This is a genomic window from Vreelandella andesensis, assembly GCF_003989795.1.
In the GTDB taxonomy this organism is placed as follows: domain Bacteria; phylum Pseudomonadota; class Gammaproteobacteria; order Pseudomonadales; family Halomonadaceae; genus Vreelandella; species Vreelandella andesensis.
The window spans coordinates 1-25,926 of the sequence record NZ_RZHG01000007.1; the positions used below are offsets into that span (position 1 = coordinate 1).

The following is a 25,926-nucleotide window of genomic DNA, read 5'->3' on the forward strand; positions in this document are numbered from 1 at the left end:
GCTGGATAGAGTACCTGACTACGAATCAGGGGGTCGGAGGTTCGAATCCTCCCGGGCGCGCCAAATTTTGAAAACCCGCTTTCTGTTGAATGCGGGTTTTTTCATTTTAGCCTGACCAATGTGGCTTTTTCTTTGGTCTTGCGATCGTTTTAAAGCGCCTTCCGCAGAAACAGCGGTGGGCGCTTTTTTTTTGTTTAATCTAACGTCGAGAACAACTTATACGGGCTCGCTGCAACGTGATGTGCTGGGAATCAGGTTGTCGAGCAGTGTATCTAGGTCCGTGAGGCGTTTTAAGCGCTGAAAATGTTGGTTAGCTTCGGTATTGCCTTGGCGCATTTGTGCCAGCCACTGCTTGACCAGAGATACCACCACCCGCTCTGGCAAGTGTTGCCGTTGTAAGTCAGCGTATTGCTTTAATACGCTGGCGCGCATTGCCCAGGTGGTGTCAGGTAGACGCTCGCCTGTACGCTGCCAATGGCGTATGCGAGCCGCAAGCCAAGGGTCTGAGAGGGCGCTGCGCCCAAGCATGACATCCTGGCAGCCTGAAAGCGTGCGAGCTTTCCAGTAGTCTTCTAGTGTCCAGATATCGCCGTTTGCAACGACAGGAATCGATACGTGGTGGCGGACTTTGCCAATCCACTCCCAGTGAGCAGGCGGGCGATAACCTTCATCGCGCGTGCGGCCATGAACGACGAGCTGCGCAGCGCCGCCAGCTTCGGTGGCTTGGGCGCAGATTACTGCTAAGCGACGATCAGAAAAACCAAGGCGAATTTTAGCCGTCACAGGGATTGCGCCCTCCACGGCTTCAGCAACCGCTTTTACGGCACGATAGACCCGGTCGGGCTGGCGTAGCAGTGATGCACCACCATCATGGCGGTTGACCAGTTTGGCGGGGCAGCCAAAATTAAGGTCGATGCTGATGGCGCCCAACGAAAGCGCTTGTTGCGCGTTGCTGGCGAGCGCTTCGGGATCTGACCCCAAAAGCTGCAGATGCACGGGAACACCGCTAGGAGTAGCGACGCGATCCGCTGTCAGTTCAGGACAATGTTTATAGAACACGCGAGGTGGGAGGCGTGCGTCAACCACCCTGACAAACTCTGTCACTGTCCAGTCAAACCCTGCCTGCTGAGTCAGTAGGTCACGCGTTAATGCGTCGATGACGCCTTCCATAGGCGCTAGGCCTATCCTGCCTTTATGTAGTAAATTAACAACCATGACTTCCACTATGGCGCGATTGCAATCTATCCTGGATGTGGCAGGTTAGTGTATATGCCTCATTGCGCCAAGCGCCTTTAGAGGCTGTCAGTGTGCCGATAAACATTTGAAAGAGGGGGAATGCGGTATGCAAGAGCCAGAGTTACTCCAAGAAGGACTTTCCCTTATGGGGATGGGTATGGGCTTTGTGTTTGTTTTTCTTACAGTTTTGGTGATTAGCGTTACGCTAATGTCGAAATTGATTGGCCGTTTTCAGCCTGCTCAGGTGGCAGCGCCTAACGGTCGTAATAACGCAAAATCATCTACACCGAAAGGCCAAGATGATGAAGTGATGGCGGTAATTAGTGCTGCAGTGCATCGTTATCGTTCTTCGCGCCGTAAATAAAACACCAGTTTTGTAGTCATCTTTCCGCTCAATTAATAATTACTTTGTTAAATTTACTAAAAATCCATAACGTAAAACTGTGAGCTACGACCATGAATGAAACAAAACGTCCTCTGGGGATCACTGATGTTGTTCTTCGCGACGGCCATCAGTCGCTATTTGCCACTCGTTTGCGTCTTGATGACATGCTGCCGATTGCCGAGAAGCTCGATAACGTTGGCTACTGGTCATTAGAGTCTTGGGGTGGAGCAACGTTCGATTCGTGTATTCGTTATTTGGGTGAGGACCCTTGGGAACGCATTCGGGCATTAAAAGAAGCCATGCCGAATACACCTCAAGCGATGTTATTGCGTGGCCAAAACTTATTAGGCTATCGCCACTACGCTGATGATGTGGTTGATAAATTTGTTGAACGCGCCAAGACCAATGGGGTTGATGTGTTCCGCGTATTTGACGCGATGAATGACCCGCGCAATCTTGAGCGTGCCATCAAGGCAGTTCTTAAAGTAGGTGGTCACGCACAAGGCACTATCTGCTATACGGTTAGCCCGGTACATACCCTGGATAGCTGGGTAGAGCTCGCTAAAACCATTGCTGCAATGGGTGCCGACTCACTGGCTATCAAGGATATGGCGGGGCTCCTGACGCCTTATATCGCTTATGATCTTGTTTCGCGGCTGAAAAAAGAACTGTCTATCCCTATTCATTTGCATTGCCATGCCACTACCGGTTTATCGACCTCGACAATTTTGAAGGCCGTTGAAGCGGGGGTCGATAATGTTGATACCGCGATCTCTTCGATGTCCATGACTTACGGTCATAGTCCGACTGAATCCGTCGTTGCTATGCTTAAAGATACCGATCGCGACACTGGTCTTGACCTGGAGTTGTTAGAGGATATCGCCAGCTATTTCCGTGAAGTGCGTAAAAAATATGCGGCATTTGAAGGCTCGTTACGCGGTATTGATTCACGTATTTTGATCGCCCAGGTGCCTGGCGGCATGCTTACTAACATGGAAGGCCAGCTAAAAGAGCAGGGCGCTGGCGATAAATTTGACGACGTGTTGAATGAAATCCCCCGCGTTCGTGAAGACCTTGGCTTTATTCCTTTGGTAACACCGACCTCCCAGATTGTCGGCACCCAAGCGGTGATGAACGTCATGATGGGTGAGCGCTACAAGTCCATTTCCAAAGAAGTCCAAGCGATCTTAAGAGGTGAATACGGCTCTGCGCCCGCGCCGTTTAATGCAGAGCTGCAAAAGCGCGTGCTTGAAGGCGGCGAACCGATCACTTGCCGCCCGGCAGATAATCTGGCGCCAGAAATGGACAAACTAGCGACCGAGCTCAAAGAGAAGGCCAGCGCAGACGGCATTCGCATTGCTGACGGCGAACAGAAAATAGACGATGTGCTGACATACACACTGTTCCCACAAATCGGTTTGAAATTCCTTAAAAACCGTGACAACCCGGATGCTTTCGAGCCTGCACCCCAGGCGGTTGAAGCAGAAAGCGCTAACGTACCGAAAAAAACTGAAAGCAAAGCGCCTGTGGTTTCAAGTGGCCCGGAAACGTATACCGTCAAGCTTAATGGTAAAGCCTTTGTGGTGGAGGTGTCTGAGGGTGGAGAGATAGGTGAGGTGCAAGAGCAGGTAGCCGCTAGCACTAACGCACCCAAAGAGGAGGCTGCTGCACCCAGTGGGGAAAGCATTGATGCTCCGCTCGCTGGCAATATTTTTAAGGTCAATGTGCGTCCTGGTGACCAAGTGGCGGAAGGCGACGTGGTGATTATTTTGGAAGCCATGAAAATGGAAACCGAAGTACGTGCCAGCAGTGCCGGCACCGTATCGAAAGTTAACGTCAGCGAGGGTGACAGCGTCACCGTCGGCGATTCGCTGATCGAGCTTTAAGGGCATTCGGCAATGGATAAGTTAATCACCTTATGGGAAGGCTCTGGTCTTTATAATCTCGAGCTTGGTCAGGCGGTTATGATTTTGGTAGGGCTTGGGCTGCTCTACCTTGCTATCTATAAGAAGTTTGAGCCGCTGCTGCTGGTGCCAATTGGGTTTGGCGGCATTCTTGCCAATATACCTGAGGCGGGCTTGGCAATTTCAGCGCTCGATCAGGCGATTGGGGTGGCAAAACCCGCAGTACTGCAACAGATTGCCTCTGCACTGGGCGCCACCCTTGATCCATTAAGCGGTGTGGAAGCTTGGCGGGAGTCGCTGAAGGCGATCGCCCACGATGCCGCTGCCCCGGATCAGTTACGCGCGGCGAAAGATATCGTCATGAACGTAGGTTATGGCGATGGCATGCTTTACAGCTTTTATAACGTAGCGATTGCCTCTGGCATTGCCCCACTGATTATCTTCATGGGCGTAGGGGCAATGACCGACTTTGGCCCGTTATTGGCTAACCCGCGCACGCTCTTTTTAGGAGCGGCTGCTCAGTTTGGTATTTTTGCCACGCTGTTTGGTGCTGTTGCGCTGTCGTCGATGGGGGTGATGGACTTCTCCCTTAATCAAGCGGCGGCCATTGGTATTATCGGGGGGGCTGACGGTCCGACGTCTATTTACGTTGCGAGTGTATTGGCCCCAGAGCTGCTTGGCGCTATTGCAGTAGCTGCTTACGCCTACATGGCGCTTGTGCCACTGATTCAGCCGCCGATCATGCGTCTGCTGACCACTCAGAAAGAGCGCCAAATTAAGATGACGCAACTGCGTCCGGTATCGAAGCTGGAAAAAGTTGTCTTCCCGCTCGTATTGTTGATCTTGGTTGCGCTCTTTTTACCTGATGCAGCGCCGCTGCTAGGGATGTTCTGCTTTGGCAACCTGATGCGCGAGTGCGGTGTGGTGGAGCGCTTATCGGATACCGCACAAAACGCCTTGATTAATATCGTCACCATTATTCTAGGTTTGGCGGTCGGCTCTAAACTGATGGCAGAAAGCTTTCTGTCATTTGAGACGCTGGGTATCTTAGGCCTAGGTATTGTGGCGTTTGGTATTGGTACCGCCGCAGGTGTGTTGATGGCGAAGCTGTTGAACATGGTGAGCAAAATGCCGATTAACCCGCTGATTGGTGCTGCGGGTGTTTCTGCGGTGCCGATGGCCGCTCGCGTTGCTAATAAGGTTGGCTTGGAGTCGAACCCGCATAACTTCCTGCTGATGCATGCCATGGGCCCCAATGTGGCTGGGGTTATCGGTTCTGCTGTCGCGGCGGGTGTGATGATTAAATATTTAGGCTAAGACTCACGGGTAGTGACATTGCGCAGCTATCGCTACGTAATTGTCAGCATGTAAAACGCGGCTTACCGAGCAATTGCTCGCGTAAGTCGCGTTTTTTGTTGGACGTGTCACTGGCTTCACTACGGCGTCACTTTTTGAATATCGAGGGCAGTCTTTAGGCGGTTTTCAAGCATGGCGAGATTTAAAGCGTTATCCCTTGGCCAGCCAATGGTTAAACATACACCGCCACTGCCGTACTCAGCATGTTGAACGGGGATTTTCTGCTCGTTACACCAAGCGCGCGCTACTGCTTCGTAGGCAAAATCAACGCGAAGCAGATAACTATCTCGTTCGACGACTTCGCGTGTGGGTAACGTTTCAAGTCCGCTGTTAACCGATTGCGCGTAAGCCCGGGCAAGGCCGCCAGTGCCCAGCTTGGTGCCCCCAAAGTAACGAATCACCACACAGGCTATTTCCCCCATCTGGCTGCCTAGTAAGGCTTGGTACATGGGTCTGCCTGCCGTACCGCCCGGTTCGCCATCATCAGAGAAACCAATATGCGTTTGTTCTCCAGGAGGACCAGCAATAAAAGCCGTGCAATGATGGCTTGCATTGGGGTGAGCGGATTTTGCCGCCTGCAGCAATGCATGATAGTTGGCGGTGTTGGGTGCATGGCATATCCACGTGAGAAAACGGCTTTTTTCAACCTCATTTTCAGTGCTATGCCATGTCTCCGGTGCTAAGTCTGGAACTTGGTAGCGCAATTAATGCTCCTGGGCAGCGAATTAATGGTGCCGAGTATGACTAACGCCATGCTCTACGCCCATGACCATTCCCAGCACCTGGATATCACTATTATGCAGGAAAACGGCTGGCATCGCCGTATCTTCGGGCCATAGATGAACGCCCAGACGGCTAATTGAAAGTTGCTTTAGTGCCATTTCGTGCTGATTAATCGTCGCAACCGCAGTTTCTTGATGGCTACCTTGCTGATAACGGCGAATAATAATGACATCGCCATCGAAGAGATTGCATTCACACATCCTGTTGCCGCGCACACGAAGCGCATAGGTATTGCGCCGCGTTACACGAGATGTCGAATAAACAACGTGACCGACATTTGACGTCGTTTGAGACAGCCCTTGAGACAGCCCTTGAGAAAGCCCTTGAGAAAGCCCTTGAGACAGCGGTTGAGTAAGTGACGGTTGAGTAACGTTCAGGGGTGTTGGCATTGACATCGTCATGCTGTTTCTCCAATGCAGCGCCCGCTCCCTAGGCGTGTAATTGAGCAGATTGCTGTGTTTATGATCGGTAATGTTTTTTCATACAGTGTTCGTAGTATAGGCCTGTTTTTGCATACAGTTCTAGTGCTCTGAATTATCTATTGCTCTTAAGCGACGCTGGGTGGGGTCGTGCTGCGACCCCAGGCCGCAGAGAGCGACTGGCGAGAAAGGGGCTTTCCGTGTAGAGTTCCCCGCAAAATCTACGTGCCTGGAGATATCCTTGAGCCTCTGCCTGCAAGCCCGACAGCTAGCCTGTGAGCGCGACGACCGCTGGCTGTTTGAGGGGCTAGACCTTGATATTCATCGTGGCGAAATTGTCCGCATTGAAGGCCCTAACGGGAGCGGGAAAACCACGTTGCTGAAAATTCTCTCTGGCCAGTTGAGCGACTACCATGGCGATATTTATTGGAATGGCGACTCAATGCGCGAGGTGCGTGAACATTTTCTCGCTAATCTACTCTATTTAGGGCATGCCCCTGGCGTGAAAGCGGGCCTTACTCCGCTGGAAAACTTAACGTGGTACCAAGCGCTCAGTGGTGATCAGGGAAACGATTGTCAGCGCGAAGAAGCATTGGCTCAGGTGGGGCTTAGCGGTTTTGAAGATGTGCCTGCCGGCCAGCTTTCGGCAGGCCAACAGCGGCGAGTGGCTCTTGCTAGGTTAACGCTTACCCAGCGGGCGCTATGGGTATTAGATGAGCCTTTCACAGCCATTGATCGCCATGGAGTGGCAGCATTAGAAGCTCAGCTTGTTGCTCATGCCAACGCGGGAGGCTGTGTATTAGTGACGACACACCATGAGTTAGCCGAATCACCCGTGCTTAGGCGCGTTCAATTGGGTTAGAAGGAGACAGCGTTGCCAAGCTCACACGCCACGACAGGCATCACAGACATGTCGATGCACGCACCTTCCGGTGGGCTCATGGTTGCCGTTAGTGCCACCTTTAAGCGAGATCTAACGCTTTTACTGCGCCGCCGTGGTGAAGTGCTTAACCCATTGGTGTTTTTTGCTTTGGTGATTACGCTCTTTCCGATCGGCATTTCACCTGACCCCCAGTTGCTGGCAGAAATAGCGCCTGGGCTGCTGTGGGTGGCCGCGTTGCTGGCGGCACTGCTTTCACTGGATAGTCTGTTCCGGAGCGACTACGACGACGGCAGTTTGGAGCAGCTACTTTTAGCCCCTCAGCCGCTGGCGGCTCTGAGTCTTGCGAAAGTGGCCGTTCACTGGTTGCTGACAGGACTACCATTGGCGCTCATGGCGCCGATTTTAGGTATCATGCTGGCACTCCCTGCCGGTAGTTACCTGATTCTAGCGCTTTCGCTGGCGCTGGGAACCGCAAGCCTTAGCCTGATTGGTGCGATTGGCGCGGCGCTTACTGTAGGGCTAGCGCGAGGCGGTGTGCTGTTGTCGTTGCTGGTATTACCGCTCTATATTCCGGTGCTTATTTTTGGCGCAGGCGCCGTACAAGCCGCCATTCTAGGCGATGGTATTGCAGCTCATATTGCTATTTTAGGCGCACTTTTAGCGATTTCGTTAATGCTAGCACCCTGGGCTATCGCCGCATCGCTACGCATCAGCATCAACGGTTAAAGGACGAAAACACCATGTGGGCCTTTATTAATAAACTGAGATCACCCAAGTGGTTCTACTCGATTAGCGCCAAACTGCAGCCTTGGTTCTGGGCGGCGGCGGCACTCCTGTTGCTGGTGGGCACTGTTTGGGGGCTGGCATTTGCTCCTGCTGACTATCAGCAGGGCAATAGCTTTCGCATTATTTATGTCCACGTTCCTGCTGCCTTCTTAGCGCAATCCATTTTTGTTTCGATGGCGATTTCAGGCCTGGTATTTATGGTCTGGAAAATCAAGGTGGCCGATATGGCAGCCACCGTAATGGCACCGTTGGGCGCTGCGATGACTTTTGTGGCGCTTTTTTCAGGCGCAGTGTGGGGAGTGCCGACCTGGGGAACCTGGTGGATGTGGGACGCGCGCTTAACCTCCATGCTCATTCTGCTGTTTTTGTATTTAGGTGTTATTGCGCTACGCGGTGCTTTCAATAGCCGCGATAGCGGCTCGCGGGCAGCTTCTGTGCTGGCGATGGTGGGCGTGATAAATATTCCGATTATCAAATATTCGGTGGACTGGTGGTACACCCTTCACCAACCCGCTTCGTTTACGATTACTGGGCGTTCGGCAATGCCCATGGAGATGTGGGCACCGCTGCTCATTATGGTGCTGGGCTTCTACTGCTTTTTTATTGCGCTGACGTTGATGCGTACTCGCAGCGAAATATTGCGTCGTGAAACCAATAAGCGCTGGGTGCAAGAGTTAGTGGAGGAGGTGAGATAATGGCTTTTTCCTCGCTTAATGAATTTTTTGCCATGGGTGGCCACGGACTTTATGTCTGGGGGGCTTGGGGCATCACTGCGTTGTTGATGCTGGTCATAGTTTGGCATGCGCGCCAAGAGCGCAGTCAACTTTTGAAAAGCGTAAAACGTCGCGTGCGTCGTCAAAACGCGCATTCCCAGTCCACGCAAGTACCGGTTAACTCTGCTCAAAGGGATGTTCGCAATGACGCCTAAACGTAAACAGAAGCTGTTCGTTATTTTAGGGTTGGTTTCATTAACCGCGATAGCGGTGGGGCTGACGCTTTATGCGCTGCGTTCCAACATCAACTTATTTTTTAGCCCAGTGCAAATTGCTCAGGGCGATGCGCCCATGGAGCGTCAGATTCGGGCGGGTGGAATGGTTAAAGAGGGGTCAGTGTCTCGGGATCCCGAAAGTCTGGATGTTGAATTTACCGTGACCGACTACGTCGATGACGTGGAGGTCTATTACAGCGGGATTCTGCCGGATCTTTTCCGTGAAGGGCAGGGCGTCGTGGTGGTAGGTGAATTACAGGCAGATGGGCGCTTATATGCCGATAAGGTGTTAGCTCGCCACGATGAAAACTATATGCCGCCCGAGGTAGCGCAAGCGCTAGAAGAAGCAGGTTACTCCCCGGCAGATTTCCAGGCAAAAGCGGCTGAAGTGGGTAAGCGTTTGGAGCAAGAAGGCACCCCCCAAGCGAGCGAATATTAATGTCTTATTGTGTCAGGCAGACGGTGATGCCCACTGCTAATTCGGAGCGCTCATGTTCATCAAAATGATTCCTGAAATAGGCCACTTTGCCCTAGTTATTGCCTTGTTGATGGCCGTCATTCAGGCGGTGATGCCGCTTGCAGGTGCGGCGACGCGCCGTCCACTGTGGATGGCGTATGGTCATCCGATGGCGACAGGGCAGTTTTTCTTTGTTGCTATTGCCTATGTGTGCCTAACGTCTAGTTACATGCTGGATGACTTCAGCGTGGCAAACGTCGCTAATAACTCAAACTCACTGCTGCCCTGGTACTACAAGTTTAGTGCCGTATGGGGAAACCATGAAGGGTCGGTATTGCTGTGGAGCTTGATGCTAGCAGGCTGGGGATATGCTGCTTCAGTGTTTTCCGGCGATTTACCCCGTGACATGGTGGCGCGCGTGCAAGGCATTATGGGGATGGTCTGCGTTGGCTTCCTGCTGTTTATCTTAATGACTTCCAACCCATTCGAGCGTCTGTTGCCCAATATGCCTCAAGATGGGGCCGATCTTAATCCGTTGCTGCAGGATTTTGGGTTGGTTATTCATCCTCCTATGCTTTACATGGGGTATGTGGGTTTCTCTGTGGTATTTGCATTTGCGATTGCCGCGCTCCTGGGCGGGCGTTTAGACGCGGCTTGGACCCGTTGGGCGCGCCCCTGGACCAATGTGGCCTGGGCATTTCTTACCGTAGGCATCGCGTTGGGAAGTTGGTGGGCTTACTACGAGCTTGGCTGGGGCGGTTGGTGGTTCTGGGATCCGGTTGAAAATGCCTCTTTGCTGCCCTGGTTAACAGGAACAGCACTTGTGCACTCCTTAGCGGTTACAGAAAAGCGCGGCTCGTTTAAAAGCTGGACGGTGCTGCTGGCGATTTCTACTTTCTCGCTGTCACTGATGGGTACGTTCCTGGTGCGCTCTGGCGTGCTGACCTCAGTGCACGCATTTGCTAACGATCCCTCCCGCGGCTTTTTTATTTTGATGTTGTTGGCAATTACTGTGACGTTGTCGCTGCTGATCTTTGCTCTGCGTGCACCCCGGGTGAGCCATAAAGTCGGGTTTAATTGGCTATCCCGTGACTCGTTGCTGTTGGTCAATAATATTATGCTGGTCATTATGACAGTCACCGTGCTGTTAGGAACGGTCTATCCACTCATTCTAGACTCTCTTGGCTTAGGCAAGATCAGTGTCGGGCCTCCGTATTTTAATGCGCTGTTTGTGCCGTTAACGGTACTCATGTGCATGTTTATGGGGCTGGGGCCTATCGCTCGCTGGAAAAGCATGAATGCCAGTGAGCTGTGGCGAAAACTATGGCTATCAGGCGCTGCCGCGCTAGTGCTGGGCGGGGTTATGCCGCTGCTATATGGCGGCGAATGGAATGTGTGGGTTTCCCTAGGGATTGTTTCGGCACTCTGGATCGTGCTGCCGATCGTGCGCGATCTATTTGATAAAACTCGCCATGCCAGCTCCTTTATGGCCGGGCTGCGTAGGCTGTCGTTAGCATATTGGGGCATGGTGCTTGGTCATGTGGGAATTGCGGTCACCATCGTTGGTGTGGCGGTTGTTTCCAATTACAACATCGAGCGCAACGTGCGTATGTCGCCAGGCACTACTGTTGAAGTGGCAGGCTATCAGTTCACCATGACAGAGCTGACAAACCGCCGAGGCCCCAACTTCCTGGCAGACACGTCCATTATCCAGGTACAGCGTGGCGACGCCGGGCGCAGCTTTGTGATGCGCCCTGAAAAACGCCTCTATATTGCGACGGGCATGCCTATGACCCAAGTGGCGCTTCGCCCGGGGCTTTTCCGTGACCTTTATGTGGCCATGGGCGAAGACTTAGGCGATGGTAGCTACGCAATGCGCGTTCAATACAAACCGTTTGTACGCTGGCTATGGCTTGGTGGGTTGCTGATGGCCTTCGGTGGCATTCTGGCGATAGTCGATAAGCGATACCGCCGTGCTGTATCGCGCAAATCATCTGCTAAGGCAGCTTCTGCAACGCCTGGGGCTTCAACGTCTGGGTCTGCAACGTCTAAGGAAGCTACCGTATGACACGTCGCCTGTTGCTTTTACTATTGCCTATTGGCTTCTTGGGGGTCGCGCTCTTTCTTTATCAAGGGCTTGGGCGTGACCCTTCGCACCGCGATTCTGCGTTAATGGCTAGGCAGTTTCCAGCGTTTGAGGCCACAACACTGCGCGATGAAAATCGTCAAGTGGATCAAACATTGCTAACCGGCGACGTCACTCTGGTGAATGTATGGGGCGAGTGGTGCCCCGCCTGTAAGCAGGAAATGCCGCAGCTGCTAGAACTGGCTGACCAAGGAATTCGTATGGTCGGCATTAACTATCGAGATACTCGCGAAAAAGGACTGGAATTCTTGAGCGAGTTTGGTGATCCCTTCGATGTGAATGTCTTTGACCCAGAAGGTAGCCTTGGCTTTGATCTGGGGGTTTACGGTGCGCCGGAAACGTTCTTGGTCGATGCGAACGGTGTCATTCGTTACCACCACAAAGGCTACGTGTCACCGGAAGATGTTCGTGAGCGCATTCTGCCGGAGGTGGAAAAATGGCGTTAATACGCTTAATGCTGACTATCGCGCTGCTGGCATTGGCTAGCAGCGTGATGGCAGCTGGTATCGAGATACGTGAGTTTGACGATCCTGTTACGGAGCAGCGTTACCGCGACCTGACTGCTTCGATGCGCTGTCCTTTGTGTGAAAACCAAGCAATTGATGATTCTGATGCACCGATTTCTGGTGATATGCGTGAACGTGTTTATCAATTGCTCCAGGATGGTCAATCGGATATCGAGATTGTTAATCACATGGTGCAGCGGTTTGGAGAGTACATCCTTTACAACCCGCGTTTAGAAAACCGCACTTACCTGCTATGGGGATTGCCAATAGCGTTAGTGCTGCTTGGCGTGGTTGTCGTCGTGATGATGGTCCGCGCTCGGCGTAATGCCTCAGCGAAAGCGCTAAGCGCCGAAGAACGTGCCCGCCTGGATGCCCTGATTAACCGCGAGAGGTCTTCATGACACCGCTGTGGATTGCGATTGCTTTATTATTATTGCCCGCGCTTTGGTTATTAGTAGCGCCGATGCGCGGTGCCCGCACGTTGCGCGACAAGCTAGATCACTTTGAAGCTAACGATACCGCTGATGAGCAAAACGTGGCAATTTTTAAGCGCCGTTTGGCCTCGTTAGAAGCTGCCCACGAACGTGGCGATATGGATGAGGAGCGGTTTAAAGAAGACTGCCTGGAGCTTGAGCGCAGCTTATTAGAAGACACGGCTACCCGCACTAAGCGCCCTTTAAGAGCGGCGACGGCAGGCAGGCTGGCTGTTCCCTTGGTCATGGTGGCTGTGGTGGGGGCGAGTACGTTTTGGTATCAGCAAAACGGCGCAGAAGGCGATTTAACGCTTTACGCTATTCAGCAAGAAGTGCAAAGCGACCCTGATGGCTCACTGGCTATGTATCTAGAGCGCATGGAAGCAGAAGCCGCGCGTCAGCCGAATAACCCAAATGTATGGAGTTCACTGTTTCCGCTTTATCGTGAAACCGGTCAGGCAGACAAGGCCGCTGATGCATTAGAGCGATTGATTGCCATTGAGGGGCGAGTCCCTCCGCTGCTTGCCCAGCTTGCCCAACTACGTTTTTTTATGGCGGAACGTGAGTTGACTCCCGAGGTACAGTCGTTAGTGGACGAGACACTCGCGCAAGATCCGCGACAGCCCACGGTGCTAGGCTTGCTTGGTATTCATGCGTTTGATAATGGTGACTATGAAACGGCAATAGACCGCTGGCGTCGCGCTGTCGCAAATATCGAAGATCCCGATACGGCATCTTCTTTGCGTGAAGGTATTCGCGTTGCTCAAGAGCGTTTAGGGATATCGCCGGAAACAGCGGCGGTTGAAGCTGCCCAACGTCAGGGCGTGCGTGTGAACGTATCGTTAGACAAAGCGCTATTAGATAACGTAAGTGGCGATGCGAGCGTGTTTATTACTGCACGAGACATCGAGGGCGAATTGCCACCGCTCGCTGTTATTCGTGCTCAGGTGTCAGAACTTCCTATGACCGTAGTATTGGATGACACCGCTGCGATGTCACCCCAGGCGCAAATCTCTCAGGTGCGTGAAGCACGCTTAGTCGTTCGTGTTTCTCAGTCTGGCCAGGCAACCCCTCAGCCTGGTGATCTCTTTGGTGATCTGGAGAGCGTAAACGTTGGGCCTATTAGTGAAGATGAGACGGCAAATGTTGTTATTGATCGCGTTTTTGAATAACGTCCAAGCAAACAATCGCTGCTAAGGGTCGCAATGCGCTTAACCTCTATTCGTCTTGTTGGGTTCAAGTCCTTTGTTGATCCAGTAACGGTGCCCTTCGATGGCAATATGACGGCCATCGTTGGGCCAAATGGCTGTGGCAAGTCCAATATCATCGACGCGGTACGCTGGGTAATGGGAGAATCCTCAGCTAAAACTCTGCGTGGTGAGTCGATGGCTGATGTTATCTTTAACGGCTCCACCGGGCGTAAGCCGATCAGTCAAGCTTCTATCGAGCTGAAGTTCGATAACCGCGATGGCGGCATGGGCGGGGTTTACGCTCAGTACTCAGAAATTGCGGTAAAACGTTTAGTCACCCGCGACGGCCAATCCAATTACTTCTTTAACGGTCAAAAGTGCCGTCGGCGGGATATCGCCGATCTATTCATGGGCACCGGTTTAGGCCCACGTTCTTATGCCATTATCGGCCAGGGGATGATTTCACGGCTAATTGAAGCGCGTCCCGATGACCTGCGTGCCACGCTTGAAGAGGCCGCCGGTATTTCAAAATACAAGGAACGCCGCCGGGAAACCGAAAATCGCATGCGCCGCACCCAGGAGAACTTGGAGCGACTGGATGATATTCGTGAAGAATTGGACAAACAGCTCGAACGTCTCAAGCGTCAGGCAGAAGCAGCCAAACGCTATCAAGAGTTAAAGCAGCAGGAGTACCGGTTAAAAGGTGAGCTGGCGTTAGTGCGCGGGCGTGCATTGCGCGCTGAGCAATCTCATCAAGAGAGCCGAGTGCGCGAACTGGAAATAGCGGTTGAGAAAGATGTCTTTGGTGTCCGTCAGTGTGAAACGCGGCTAGAACAAGCACGCGAACAGCACGATGAATTGGCTGACATACTGGATCGCCACCAGCAGCAGTTTTTTGAAACCACCACTCGTATTGCCCGCCTGGAGCAAGATCAAGCGCACCGACGCAGTCGTGAGGCTCAGTTAGCAAGCGACATCGCAACGACGCACCGCGACCTTGACGAACAGCGCCAAGTCAGCGAAGGCGACCAGGAACGTCTTGCCGCCATAGAGACTCGTTTAGAGGATTTGCTTCCCGAGCATGAAGCTCTTGAAGAGCAGCTAGAGACACTTGAGCAAACGTTAGCTGATGCAACTCCCACTCTGGAAGCTGCAGAACAGCAGTGGGAAAATGCAGAAAACCACTGGCGCGATGCCAGTCGGGAAGCGGACCGATGCCAAGACCAGTTACGCGACTTAGAGCAACGCATCGCGCGCCTACAGGCCGAGAACCAGCGCCGCCGCCAGCAGCGTGGCGAACTCGCGGATGTTACTGAACTACGCAGCGAACACGCTGAATGTCAGGCCCAGCGGGAAGAGGCTGAGCAGCGGACTGAAGCCATCCAAGCCGAACGTGACCAGTGGCAGCAGCGCTACAGCGATGCCAAAAATGCGTATCAGCAGGCCACCCAGGCTCGCGATCAACAGCGTGCTGAATTCAGTCAACATCAAGGCGAACTCGCATCATTAAAGGCATTGATAAATGCCGCTCTGGCAGATCACGACCCTAATGTAAGCAACGCATTAGCTGCTCACGGTTTAGCCGATGCACCTCGCCTCGGTGAAGCGATTAGTGTGGCTTCTGGCTGGGAGCGGGTAATTTCCTGGCTGCTTGCGCCGTGGTTAAACGCCCGGTTAGTGACCGCGAACCAGCTAACCGCGCTGCCTAACGCCCTTGCCACTGATTGGTGCTTAATTGATCAAACCGAGCCGCCAACGTCATCAGCACAGCGCTTGAATTCGCTGGTGTCAGGAGCTGGCGCGTTAGCAGAATGGTTATCACGGATTCACTATGCCGAAACGAACGACGAGGCTGAGGCGCTGTTAGCTCACTTAGCGCCAGGAGAAAGCATTGTCAGCCGAGAAGGCGTATGGCGTGGGCATGGCTGGCTGCATCAGCAGGCCAACGGTGAAGGCGTCGATGCACTGCTGGTAACACGCCGTCGGTTTGATGAATTAAACGCCCGTCTCGCCCAAGATGAAGGTGCGTTAGCGTTAATGGATGAGCAGTGTGAAGCCGCAAGCGAAGCCATTGAAGCGCTTGAGCAAACGCGTGAGCAACAGGCCGAACAAGAGCGAGCCCATGCCGTCGCGCTACAGCAACTTGCCGTGAAAGAGCAGCGGCTGGCTCAACGCCTAGAGCATTTAGAGAGCCGCGCTACTGAGCTGGATGCTGAACTTTCCCAGTTACAAGAAGATGAAGTGGAGTTAGCGCTCACGTTAGAAGAGCAGCGTGCTCGGTGGCATGCCGCGATGGAGCAACTAGAAGCCGCAGCCGAAGCCCGTGAAACCAGTGCTGAGCATCGCAACCGACAGCGTGAGCAGCGCGGCCAATTGAATCAACAGCATGCACCAATGAAGGCGCGTCAGCAGGCGCTGGCATTAGAACGTGAGCGATTAAATGCTGAGCGGGATAGCCTACATGCCCAGCAACGTCGTAGCAGCGACACCGAAGAGCGTCTTTCGCTGCGTATTGCTGAGTTAGAAGAGTCACGGGAAATGCTGATAGAGCCAGATGAATTGGCCGCTGAAGAGTTAGAAACGTTGCTGCTCCAGCGTGAACAGCAGGAGCGTCGACTCAATGATACCCGTCAGCAGGCCCAGGCCTTAGCTGAACAGCTACGCAACGACGAGCTGGCTCGCCAGCAGCATGAACGTAATTTGGAACAAAGCCGTGAACAATTACAGCAGCGCCGGATGGATGTCCAAGCGCTGGCGCTGAAAGCGGCTACCCAAGATGAGCAATTAGCAGAACTGGGCCATGACCCTGATGCTCTGGCTGAGCACTTGCCTAGCGATGCCGGTGAAGTTGCGTGGCAAGAACGATTGGAAAATACGTCAGATAAGATTCGTCGTTTAGGCGCTATCAACCTGGCAGCGATTGAAGAGTACGATCAGCAGGCCGAACGGCGTAATTACCTGGAAGCGCAGCACGCTGAGCTTACGGAAGCATTGGAAACCCTAGAACGCGCGATTAAACGAATCGATCAGGAAACCCGCGTCCGTTTTCGGGAAACATTTGATCAAGTGAATACCGGGCTACAGACGTTATTTCCACGGGTTTTCGGCGGGGGCGCGGCCTGGTTAACGCTTACCGGGGATGATTTGCTGGAAACCGGTGTGGCAATTATGGCGCGACCGCCAGGTAAGAAAAACAGCACCATTCACTTGCTGTCGGGTGGCGAAAAAGCGTTAACTGCACTTTCTTTAGTTTTTGCGATTTTTCAGTTGAACCCTGCGCCTTTCTGCATGCTGGACGAGGTAGATGCCCCGCTGGATGATGCCAACGTAGGGCGCTATGCCAAGCTTGTTAAAGAAATGTCGGAAAGCGTTCAGTTCATCTATATCACGCACAACAAAATCGCTATGGAAGCCGCCGAGCGTTTGATGGGTGTCACCATGCAGGAGCCGGGTGTGTCGAGGCTGGTATCAGTGGGTATAGATGAGGCTGCAGCGCTAGTTGATTAAGGGTTTTATCAATAAAAGCTGTGCGTCCAATTGCAACGAATTAAACGAATCCCTTCCTTAAATGTCTCGGGAAATGTGAAGAAATAGCTGTTGAGCGAGCTTGTTTTCGGTTGTTTGTTGAATAGATAATGAGAGCTCCTGCTTTATAGTCGACGTTGACTAGCTATCCCAGACTACGTTCATTAGTTGTCATTTACAGCGGCTCTTATTTTTATTTTAATTATAAAATTATATATTTATCAGTAATTTATTTTTATAACTTTTTTGTTTTTCAGGGGTCTTCATGTCGCTGGCGACGCCGCCAAGTAAAGTGCTCTCTGTAACTCAGCATGCATATTTATCTAAAGCAGATAAAGCCGAAATGTGAACTTTTATTATCTTCATTCGGTGTCAGTTAAGGGTTTAAAACATATGTGCTATGATTTCATTAGCTATAAAGTACGTTCTTCACGGAGGCGTTTTTCTAAGGAGCATTTTTAATAACTTCTTTGACAACCGTTCCTGAGAACGGCCGTCGATAGGGTAGTCTTTGCAGATCAGTCTTTGTAAGACAGTGGCGTTTCGTTATACGCGTTCGGATGTGGGCTCATTTTATTAAGGTGTGAAAAGCGAGCAAGGAAACGAAAATCTCCCTTGGTGACAGCGAACAATTGATGTGATGATGAGCCCTATCGGTATATATTAGCGCTAAAACGGCACTTTTTTGGGTAGATACAGTCGAATATTTTGTTCGAAATCATCTGTTACGATGTTGAAGCGTGAAAAACTTCAAAAAGTGGCCCTTTTCGTAGCAACCGCGCTATGCTTGGTGACAATTAGCTAACATCGGATATGTTACTTCACAAGGCATAGTGCCTTTGCAACCGGTATATTGACCCATGGAATGCTCGACATGGAACTAAGAGAGTGGTTAATCATTCTAGGACTGGCACTGGTATCGCTCATTGTTGTTGACGGTATTCGCAGGCTTCAGCGCCAACGCCGTGTGCCCCGTCTGGATCAAGCAGGCAGAGATATGCCAGCCGCTAAATACGAAGAATTTAATGATGAAGTCAAAGAAGCCGAAATAAATTGGGAGTTGCCTAACGGTGGCGCACGGGTTGTCAAACCTGCGGACTATAGCAACCTTGGGCAAAAACCTAAGCTGGAGCGCCAAGAGCACCCAGGGCCCTCCAAAGTGCTGTCTGAATTCCGTCGCTCTTTCTCTAACTCTGCTAATTCAGCTAAGTCAAAAGCCAACGCGCATTTTTCATCATGGTCTCGAAATAATGAGTCCCGTGAAGCAGAGTCTCCAAAACACAGTCAATCGTCAGCTAGCGTGCATCCCAGCTCGGCGGATCATTCATCAGTTCAGTTAGATATCGCCTCAGTCGAGCACACGCGAGGCAAGTCTGCTATTCCTGAACCCGAGCGCCGGGAGCCAAGTGTATTTATGGTTGACGAAAATTCTAACAATGTCGCTAGCTCTGAAACTCAGCAGACTGACGCTGTTCGCCTAACCACAAGCACCAATGCTCAGAATGCGGATGTTGATAAAGAAGAGGCTGTTGATAGAGCACACGTCGAAAAAGTAAAACCAGGCGTCGAGCAAGAGCCTGCGGTCGCTCAAGATTCTTCTAATATTGAAGCTAATAACCGCGCAGAAGCGGTGTTAGCAGTAACGGAAGAACAAGCTACGTCAACGCCCGGTCCAGCGTCGCCAAGCACAGTAACGTCAGCCGAACAAACAGCAGAAGAAGCCAACGCGGCAGCTCGCCAGAGCGTAGACCCAGAGCCGACGCTAAGAGCCGAACCTGAAGATGCTGTATTTGCCCAGCATCACTACTCTGACACTCCCAAGCGCCGTCAATTGCGTTCAGACACGGTTGGTGAAGACCGAGAGTTAGATGACGATGAAGTTGATGAATATCGCTTAGTAGACTTTGAAGGCATTGGGCGTTCTTTTAAGCGTCGCCTAATTGAGCGTCGTCAAGAAAAAGCGCGTAAGAAAGCAGAGAAAGCTAAACGTGCGGAAGCTCTAGCTAAGCAGAAAGCAGAGCGTAAGGCACTAGAAGCTGAGCGCAAAGCCCTCGAAGCACAACAGCGCCGTGAAGCAAAAGAAGCAGCTGAAGCCGAGAAAGCTCGTATTGCCCAAGAGCAAGCTGAAGCACGTGAGGCTGCTGCTGTGGCCGCCGCCGCTGAGCGTGAAACTGCGCAATTTAATGAACCAACGATTTCTGCGCACGACAATAGTTATCAGGACAATAGTTATCACGATGTGGATGACTACGACGATTACGAAGCTGAAACAGGGTACCGAGATAATGTGGTCCGCACGCATCCCACGCTAGAAAAAGCGCTTCGTCACGATGTTAATAGCGAGCACGCCAGAGATACGCTTACCGATGCTTCTGAAATGGTGGTGATCAGCGTGCTTTCTCGGGAGCCTGAAGGTTTTGATGGTACGAAGTTGCTTGAGTTAATCATGGCCTGCGGTCTTCGTTATAGCCGTGAAATGGGTGTCTTCCACCGTTTTGAAACGGAAAGCTTCGATAGCGAACTGCAGTTCTCGATGGTGAATGTACTTAAGCCGGGTACGTTTCCCATTGAAGAAATGGGTGAGTTTATGACCCCTGGCATTACGTTCCTGATGCCACTTCCTGGCGCTGAAGATAGTTCTGCAGCGTTTGAAGCAATGGTTGAAACAGCAATGGTTGTTGTACGCCATATGGGCGGTGAACTTAAAGATGAAAACCGTAGCGTGATGACGGCACAAACCATTGAGTTTGCGCGCCAGCGCGTTCATGAATTTGAACGTCGCCATCGCCTGCATCGTCATATGCAGGCACGCTAAACGCCGCGTCGCTTCAACACCCGCCTTCCTCAAGAAGGCGGGTGTTTTTGTTACTACACACCTGTTTTCTTGTATGTCGGAATATCTGAATGAGTCAGCCTGAGCAAAAGAATCTGGAAGAAATTAGTCGACTGCGTGCCGAGTTGGATGACGCTAATTACCGTTATTATATCTTAGATGAACCTAAGCTGACCGATGCAGACTACGACCGCAAGCTGCAGCGGTTGAAGCAGTTGGAGTTTAAACACCCTGAGTTAGTCTCACCAGATTCCCCTACTCAGCGGGTTGGCGCAGCACCGGCAGAAGGATTCCCTGAGGTCGCTCATGCGATCCCTATGCTGTCCTTGGATAACGCATTCAGTCGTAACGATATTACTGCGTTTGCCGAGCGAGTGGCTGAACGACTGGAGTGCCAGGCTGAAGATATTGAATTTAGCTGTGAGCCAAAGCTCGACGGTGCTGCAATATCGTTAGTTTACGAGCAAGGCATACTGGTTAGTGGCGCAACACGCGGAGATGGCCGTACCGGCGAAGGTATTACGTCGAACTTACGCACCTTGCGCTCTGTGCCATTAAAGCTGATGGGGAGTAATATTCCAGCGTTATTAGAAGTGCGTGGCGAAGTTATTATGCGCCACGCCGGCTTTGAAGCGCTTAATGATCGCGCCAGGGAAGAAGGTAGCAAGGTCTTCGCTAACCCGCGCAATGCGGCGGCTGGCAGCCTGCGTCAACTTGATCCGCGCATTACCGCAACTCGGCCCTTGGAGTTTCATGCCTATCAAGTTGCCCGAATCGATATGGCGAATCTTGACGATGGCGCAATGGGCAATAGCGCAATGACAACCCATAGCCAGCAAATGGAAAGGCTTAAAAAATGGGGTTTTCTCTCCAGTGCAGAGCTTCGCACCGTCAGTGGCCCCGTATTGGTGGCTGACTACTGCGAGCAGTTGGGAGAAAAGCGCGACCAGTTGGGTTACGACATTGATGGGGTCGTGATCAAAGTCAACGACCTGCGCCACCAGCGAGAGCTTGGTTTTGTGGCTCGCGCGCCACGCTGGGCAGTCGCGTTTAAGTTTCCTGCCCAGGAAGAAGTCACGACGTTAAACGATGTCGAGTTTCAGATAGGCCGTACCGGCGCGATTACCCCGGTCGCCAGACTAGCGCCCGTCACCGTTGCTGGTGTGACAGTATCTAACGCCACGCTGCATAACGCCGATGAAATTAATCGCCTAGGGGTGATGATTGGTGACACAGTGGCCATTCGTCGCGCGGGAGACGTGATTCCCCAAGTGGTGCGGGTCGATATCGACAAACGCCCTGCGCAGGCGCGTGCCATTACCTTTCCTGTGCACTGCCCAGTGTGTGGTTCGGATATTGAACGATTGGAAGGCGAAGCGGTAGCTCGCTGCTCGGGTGGGCTTTACTGTGCTGCTCAACGTAAAGAAGCGCTAAAGCATTTTGTCAGCCGCAAAGCGCTAGATGTGGATGGGTTAGGTGAGAAGCTGATTGAACAGTTGGTCGATCTGGACTGGGTTAAATCCCCTGCGGATTTATTTCACCTGACGGCTTCGCAGTTGCAGACGCTGCCGCGTATGGGAGAAAAGTCCTCCACTAACTTGGTAAATGCACTGGATAAGGCTAAGCACACCACGCTGGCACGCTTTATTTACGCCTTAGGTATTCGCGAAGTAGGCGAAGCCACTGCGGCAAATTTAGCCAGCCACTTTGGTACCCTACAAACACTGCAAGATGCTGATCAAGCAGCGCTGGAAGCCGTTAATGATGTTGGCCCGATTGTCGCTACTCATGTTCACACTTTTTTCCGTCAACCCCATAATTTAGAAACGCTGGAAGCACTGCTTGATGCTGGTATCACTTGGCAAGAGAGTGAAATTACGCAAGGCCCGACGCCCTTGGCGGGCCAAACCTGGGTGCTTACCGGCACGATGGACACCATGACCCGTGATGAAGGCAAAGCGCGGCTGCAAGCACTAGGCGCTAAAGTGGCTGGCAGTGTTTCAAAGAAAACCACCTGCCTTGTGGCGGGCGAGGCCGCAGGCAGTAAGTTAACCAAAGCAGAGCAACTGGGCGTTGAGGTGATCGATGAAGCCACCTTTATCGAACGTCTAGCTGCATGGGAGTAGAGTGAATGAGCCGTTTTATAGAAGTGCCTGCGCGCATGCTGCCGCCGGAAACATTGGATGCTTTGCTTGAAGCATTTGTGACTCGTCAGGGCTATGATACCACCGATACTGGCGCGGGCATGGATGGCTGGGTGGTCGAGCTGAAGCAGCAGCTTGAGCGTCACGAGCTGATTATTGCTCACGATCTTGAGTTGGAAATGACTGAAGTGATGACTCTTGCCCAGTGGCGCTCCTTCGGGCGAGATCTTGCCGATGATGAGGAAGAAGGTGATTACTGAGCGCGTATTAGTGCGCTGATAATCCGCCGTCCTGGGTGCAAATAATCCACTAGCGATAGCTCTAGCGGCATTGGGTCATCGCAGATTCGTGAGGCAATGACCTCGGCGCAGAGCGGGGCGCTGGCAAGGCCCCGAGAGCCGTGTGCGGTAGATATCCACAGCCCCGAACAGTGCTCACCGTGAATGTCAGGCACGTTAGACGCATCTTTTCGCAATGCCGCGTAATCCTGCTGCCATGCCTGAGCATGGGGCACTGGGCCGGCGTAGGGGCTTTTGTCTGGGCTTGCTGCCCGAACGGCAGCGCGGCCTGCAAGGGTGTCGGGGCTTAGCATTACGCCAGCAGTCTCAAGCGCGGCGACCCAGTCAGGCAGTGCTTGGCGCAATTCATCAATATTGCGCTGGTGGTCTGTTGGGGTGACCTCATTTGTGGCGTTATTGGGCACAAAGCTTGCCCCAAACGTCAGCACGTCTTCTACCGGCGGCGACACATAGCCGCCAGCGCACACCACCCGTTGTGGGCCTTGAACCCCCTTGGGAAGCTTGACCTCGCTCACCTGACCACGAACTTGCTGTAACGGAAGCGCTGCGGTTTGCTCAAAGCGGTTAGCCAGCGACGCATTGGCCACCACAACATGATCAGCGGTCAGAGTTTCGCCGCTGGCTAGTTCGACCTGCCAAGTGTTGGCGTGCTGCTGCAGGTTCGTCACTTCCCCTTGTTTCCAGGTGATATTAGCGTGCTGTAACAGCTGTTCGCAGAGCAGTTTAGGGCGCACCCAACCTGCCTGGGGATAAAAAAGTCCATGGCGTGCTGAGACAGGCACACCCGCCAGTTCGCTAAGCCTCTCAGTTTGAGCAGATACCACCGCTTCTGGCAGCGGATGGCGTGCCATAAAACGTTGCTGGCGAACGGCTTCTTTGTCGCCTAATGCGAGTTGTACAACCCCACATGGCTGCCACAGCGGCGTTTCCGATGATGGTGGAACCTGCTGGCTAAGCCAGCGCTGGCTGTAGAGAAGGCCTGATAAATAGAATCGACTCTGATTATTCGTTTCCGCTGCGAGCTTTACATACAGAGCCCCCTGGCGATTGCCGGAACCACCCGCACCGGGCGCGTCGCGCTCGATGACCGTTACCTGAATACCCCGCTTGGCTAGCGCCGCTGCCACGCTGCAACCGGCTATACCTGCCCCAATCACGGCGACATGATTAGCGGGCCTTGGCGCAGGCGGCGTGAACCATGGGGTGGATTGGCGGCGGGTGTCGTTAGGCGGCGTGTCGATATGGCCCGCTAACATTTCCCGCTTACGCCCAAACCCGGCTACTTTTTGCCAGTTAAATCCTGCTGCTTTTAATCCCCGTTTGACGATGCCTGCACAGGTGAACGTGGCAAATGTGGCACTAGGACGGGAGCGCGCAGCCATGGCCTCAAACAGTTCTGGTTGCCACATTTCTGGATTTTTAGAGGGCGCGAAGCCGTCTAGAAACCAGGCATCGACGAGGCCGTCTAGCAGGGTCAATCGTTCGGTGGTGTCGCCAAAGTGCAGGTCAAGGGTGACACGATCGTTGAGATGGAGGCGGTGAATGCCGCTAACAGCTTCAGGCCACTGAGCGCACAGCACCTGCGCGTAGTGTGCTAAAGAAGGCCAAGCGCTTAGAGCCCGCTCAAGAGATGCCCGGTTGAGTGGGAATTTCTCAGTGGATAATAGATGTAGACGCGCGGTGCTTGGTGCGTATTGTTCGAAACAATCCCACGCGCAGAGTATATTCAGCCCAGTGCCAAAGCCCGTTTCGCCAATCACAAATGCGCGTGATTGCTGCCACTCTTTAAAGCGTTTGGGAAGTTGATTTGCCCCCAGGAAGACGTGCTCGGTTTCAGCGCGCCCGTTTTCTCTAGAAAAATACACATCGTCGAAGGCGTCTGAATGAGGAGACGTTTCGTTCCAAGTGAGTGAAGGGGCGGATAATGCCGCGAGCGGGGGCAGATCAGTGGAGCGTTGGGTCACGCAGTTATCCCATGCCGATAAAAAAGGAATCAGAGTTGGTTAAAAAATAACCAACTTGTTGATAAGGGCGTTATCTCTCGCTTAGAGAAAAGCGTCCGCCGAGTTTTCACAGAGTTTTCCACAGGCTCTGTGAAAAAGAAGGCGGACTCCTCACATTCGCCTTTATTGGTCAAGGCATAACTTTCTTAAACGGCTTAACAATTACCTTGGCATAGACCCCAGCAATAATGTAAGGGTCAGCATCAGCCCATGCTTGTGCATCATTAAGGTTCTCAAATTCGGCAACGACTAGGCTGCCGCTAAAGCCAGCATCACCTGGGTTATCGGTATCGATAGCGGGGTGGGGGCCAGCTAAGACCAAGCGTCCTTCATCGCGCAACTTTTCCAGGCGGGCAAGATGATCTGGGCGGGCTGCCAATCGGCGCTCCAAGCTGTTGGATACATCTTCACTCATAATAGCGTAAAGCATGGGGTAACTCCTTGAATGCTGGGGCGGTTGTCCAGTGTCGAATTGACCGCGCCCTTGTAAGCGCGCACCATAGCGAACGCCTGTGTACCGTTAAAGGAAAACAGGATGCCTGTTTTGTTCACACCACTTTTTATTCACACCACCTTATTCTGACAAACTCGCCACACGGCGTCATGCTTATGCCCCTATTTGCTGCGAACTATTTTCCTGCGAACCATCTTCCCCGCGTGTTTGATGCCGACCAGCGTTACACGGTGGATTTACACATGCACTCCACCGTGTCTGATGGCGCGCTCACGCCTACTGAGCTGGTGAAGCTGTGTGCTGAACGTGGTCTTACCCACATGTCGCTGACCGATCATGACACGATGGATGGCATTGAAGAGGCCGGCATCGCCGCTCAGCAAGCTGGGCTTTGCTTAGTTCCTGGCTGCGAGTTATCCACGCGTTGGCAGGGAATCAATATTCACGTCGTGGCGCTTATGCCTGGCGGCTTGCAAGGACCACTGATAGAAGGGCTTGAACAGCAGCGTGAAGCGCGTATTAAGCGCGCCGAAGTAATTGCCGAGCGATTAGAAAAAATGGGCTTACCTAATGCGCTGGAAAAGGCGCGCGCCCAAGCAGGTAGCGATCGTCCTTTAGGTAGGCCCGACTTTGCCCGTGCGCTAGTCGCTGAAGGTGTTGTTGCTGACTGGACAGGTGCTTTCAAACGCTATTTAGGTAGCGGCAAGAAAGGCGATGTAAAAGCCCATTGGCCGGAAATCAGTGACGCAGTGGCCTGGGTGGTGGCTTCAGGCGGCGTGGCGGTGCTGGCGCACCCGTTGCGCTATGGGCTTACTCGGCGCAAGCGCGGTTTGCTAATGGATACTTTTCAAGCCGCAGGGGGGCAGGGCGTCGAGTTAGTAAGTGGCCAGCAAAATCCTGACAGTACACGTGATCTTGCTCGGCAATTAGTGGAACGCGATTTATATGCCTCCATGGGCAGCGATTTTCATTTTCCTGGCAGTCACGCCGCCCCTGGCAGTATGAGCCTGATACCGCGCACCGCTGCGCCGCCTATTTGGGAGCACCCGCGCTTGGTTCATCTGCGCGATGCGCCCAGTGGTATGTTAGGTGCTGGGTCTTAAACCACGTATCGGTTAACCTAAACACTTATTGGACAACGATATGCCCACGAGCA

22 protein-coding genes are annotated in these 25,926 nt (G+C 52.7%); 17 read left to right on the forward strand and 5 right to left on the reverse strand.

Annotation, left to right across the window (positions count from 1 at the left end):
- Nucleotides 1-216: 216 nt before the first annotated feature.
- Entirely contained in the window at nucleotides 217-1,215 is a 999-nt protein-coding gene (locus ELY33_RS02515; protein ID WP_244208553.1) for a tRNA dihydrouridine synthase, read from the reverse strand.
- Between the two features lie 127 nt (nucleotides 1,216-1,342).
- On the opposite strand from ELY33_RS02515, the gene ELY33_RS02520 reads away from it, so the two are divergent.
- The 3 genes from ELY33_RS02520 to ELY33_RS02530 all read left to right on the forward strand — a co-directional run bounded on the left by ELY33_RS02520 (nucleotide 1,343) and on the right by ELY33_RS02530 (nucleotide 4,842).
- Entirely contained in the window at nucleotides 1,343-1,600 is a 258-nt protein-coding gene (locus ELY33_RS02520) for an OadG family protein (RefSeq protein ID WP_126943461.1), read from the forward strand.
- Between the two features lie 92 nt (nucleotides 1,601-1,692).
- The gene (gene oadA, locus ELY33_RS02525; RefSeq protein ID WP_126943464.1) at nucleotides 1,693-3,507 is read left to right on the forward strand and encodes a sodium-extruding oxaloacetate decarboxylase subunit alpha; all 1,815 of its coding nucleotides are present in this window, start codon (nucleotides 1,693-1,695) and stop codon (nucleotides 3,505-3,507) included.
- A gap of 12 nt (nucleotides 3,508-3,519) precedes the next feature.
- Entirely contained in the window at nucleotides 3,520-4,842 is a 1,323-nt protein-coding gene (locus ELY33_RS02530) for a sodium ion-translocating decarboxylase subunit beta (RefSeq protein WP_126943467.1), read from the forward strand.
- 119 nt (nucleotides 4,843-4,961) lie between these two features.
- Here the strand turns inward: ELY33_RS02530 and ELY33_RS02535 are convergent, their stop codons facing one another.
- Entirely contained in the window at nucleotides 4,962-5,585 is a 624-nt protein-coding gene (locus ELY33_RS02535; protein ID WP_126943470.1) for an IMPACT family protein, read from the reverse strand.
- Nucleotides 5,586-5,606: 21 nt separating this feature from the next.
- On the reverse strand, nucleotides 5,607-6,065 hold the full coding sequence (locus tag ELY33_RS02540) for a LexA family protein (RefSeq protein ID WP_126943473.1): 459 nt from the start codon (nucleotides 6,063-6,065) through the stop codon (nucleotides 5,607-5,609).
- 259 nt (nucleotides 6,066-6,324) lie between these two features.
- Here ELY33_RS02540 and ccmA point away from each other — a divergent pair, with 259 nt between their 5' ends.
- The 13 genes from ccmA to ELY33_RS02605 all read left to right on the forward strand — a co-directional run bounded on the left by ccmA (nucleotide 6,325) and on the right by ELY33_RS02605 (nucleotide 22,274).
- On the forward strand, nucleotides 6,325-6,945 hold the full coding sequence (gene ccmA, locus ELY33_RS02545; protein WP_126943476.1) for a cytochrome c biogenesis heme-transporting ATPase CcmA: 621 nt from the start codon (nucleotides 6,325-6,327) through the stop codon (nucleotides 6,943-6,945).
- 48 nt (nucleotides 6,946-6,993) lie between these two features.
- Complete coding sequence (gene ccmB / locus ELY33_RS02550) at nucleotides 6,994-7,692, forward strand: heme exporter protein CcmB (RefSeq protein ID WP_208644195.1); 699 nt, start codon at nucleotides 6,994-6,996, stop codon at nucleotides 7,690-7,692.
- Nucleotides 7,693-7,706: 14 nt separating this feature from the next.
- Nucleotides 7,707-8,447: a heme ABC transporter permease gene (locus tag ELY33_RS02555; RefSeq protein ID WP_126943482.1), complete on the forward strand. Its 741-nt coding sequence runs from the start codon at nucleotides 7,707-7,709 to the stop codon at nucleotides 8,445-8,447.
- The gene (gene ccmD, locus ELY33_RS02560) at nucleotides 8,447-8,680 is read left to right on the forward strand and encodes a heme exporter protein CcmD (protein WP_126943486.1); all 234 of its coding nucleotides are present in this window, start codon (nucleotides 8,447-8,449) and stop codon (nucleotides 8,678-8,680) included. The genes ELY33_RS02555 and ccmD overlap by 1 nt, the downstream gene beginning before the upstream one ends.
- Nucleotides 8,670-9,179 carry a cytochrome c maturation protein CcmE gene (ccmE, locus tag ELY33_RS02565; RefSeq protein WP_126943489.1) on the forward strand — a complete coding sequence of 170 codons (510 nt, stop codon included), beginning with the start codon at nucleotides 8,670-8,672 and terminating at the stop codon, nucleotides 9,177-9,179. Before ccmD ends, ccmE begins: the two co-directional genes overlap by 11 nt.
- A 52-nt stretch (nucleotides 9,180-9,231) precedes the next feature.
- Nucleotides 9,232-11,265 (forward strand): heme lyase CcmF/NrfE family subunit, encoded by a 2,034-nt coding sequence (locus ELY33_RS02570; protein ID WP_126943492.1) that lies wholly within the window; start codon nucleotides 9,232-9,234, stop codon nucleotides 11,263-11,265.
- Nucleotides 11,262-11,789, forward strand: coding sequence for a DsbE family thiol:disulfide interchange protein (locus ELY33_RS02575; protein WP_126943495.1), 528 nt, complete (start codon nucleotides 11,262-11,264; stop codon nucleotides 11,787-11,789). Before ELY33_RS02570 ends, ELY33_RS02575 begins: the two co-directional genes overlap by 4 nt.
- Entirely contained in the window at nucleotides 11,780-12,250 is a 471-nt protein-coding gene (locus ELY33_RS02580) for a cytochrome c-type biogenesis protein (protein ID WP_126943498.1), read from the forward strand. The genes ELY33_RS02575 and ELY33_RS02580 overlap by 10 nt, the downstream gene beginning before the upstream one ends.
- Entirely contained in the window at nucleotides 12,247-13,494 is a 1,248-nt protein-coding gene (gene ccmI / locus ELY33_RS02585) for a c-type cytochrome biogenesis protein CcmI (RefSeq protein WP_126943501.1), read from the forward strand. The genes ELY33_RS02580 and ccmI overlap by 4 nt, the downstream gene beginning before the upstream one ends.
- A 33-nt stretch (nucleotides 13,495-13,527) precedes the next feature.
- Nucleotides 13,528-17,019, forward strand: coding sequence for a chromosome segregation protein SMC (gene smc, locus ELY33_RS02590; protein WP_126943504.1), 3,492 nt, complete (start codon nucleotides 13,528-13,530; stop codon nucleotides 17,017-17,019).
- A gap of 892 nt (nucleotides 17,020-17,911) precedes the next feature.
- Entirely contained in the window at nucleotides 17,912-19,852 is a 1,941-nt protein-coding gene (locus ELY33_RS02595) for a cell division protein ZipA C-terminal FtsZ-binding domain-containing protein (protein ID WP_126943507.1), read from the forward strand.
- Between the two features lie 89 nt (nucleotides 19,853-19,941).
- Nucleotides 19,942-21,996 (forward strand): NAD-dependent DNA ligase LigA, encoded by a 2,055-nt coding sequence (ligA, locus tag ELY33_RS02600; protein WP_126943510.1) that lies wholly within the window; start codon nucleotides 19,942-19,944, stop codon nucleotides 21,994-21,996.
- Nucleotides 21,997-22,001: 5 nt separating this feature from the next.
- On the forward strand, nucleotides 22,002-22,274 hold the full coding sequence (locus ELY33_RS02605) for a YheU family protein (RefSeq protein WP_126943513.1): 273 nt from the start codon (nucleotides 22,002-22,004) through the stop codon (nucleotides 22,272-22,274).
- Here the strand turns inward: ELY33_RS02605 and mnmC are convergent.
- Entirely contained in the window at nucleotides 22,268-24,277 is a 2,010-nt protein-coding gene (mnmC, locus tag ELY33_RS02610; protein WP_126943516.1) for a bifunctional tRNA (5-methylaminomethyl-2-thiouridine)(34)-methyltransferase MnmC2/FAD-dependent 5-carboxymethylaminomethyl-2-thiouridine(34) oxidoreductase MnmC1, read from the reverse strand. The two genes, ELY33_RS02605 and mnmC, sit on opposite strands and share 7 nt — an antisense overlap.
- A gap of 169 nt (nucleotides 24,278-24,446) precedes the next feature.
- Nucleotides 24,447-24,746, reverse strand: coding sequence for a YciI family protein (locus tag ELY33_RS02615; RefSeq protein WP_126943519.1), 300 nt, complete (start codon nucleotides 24,744-24,746; stop codon nucleotides 24,447-24,449).
- A gap of 179 nt (nucleotides 24,747-24,925) precedes the next feature.
- Between ELY33_RS02615 and ELY33_RS02620 the strand changes: the two genes are divergently transcribed.
- A complete protein-coding gene (locus tag ELY33_RS02620) occupies nucleotides 24,926-25,873 on the forward strand; it encodes a PHP domain-containing protein (RefSeq protein ID WP_126943522.1) in 948 nt (315 codons plus the stop codon).
- Nucleotides 25,874-25,926: the final 53 nt, after the last annotated feature.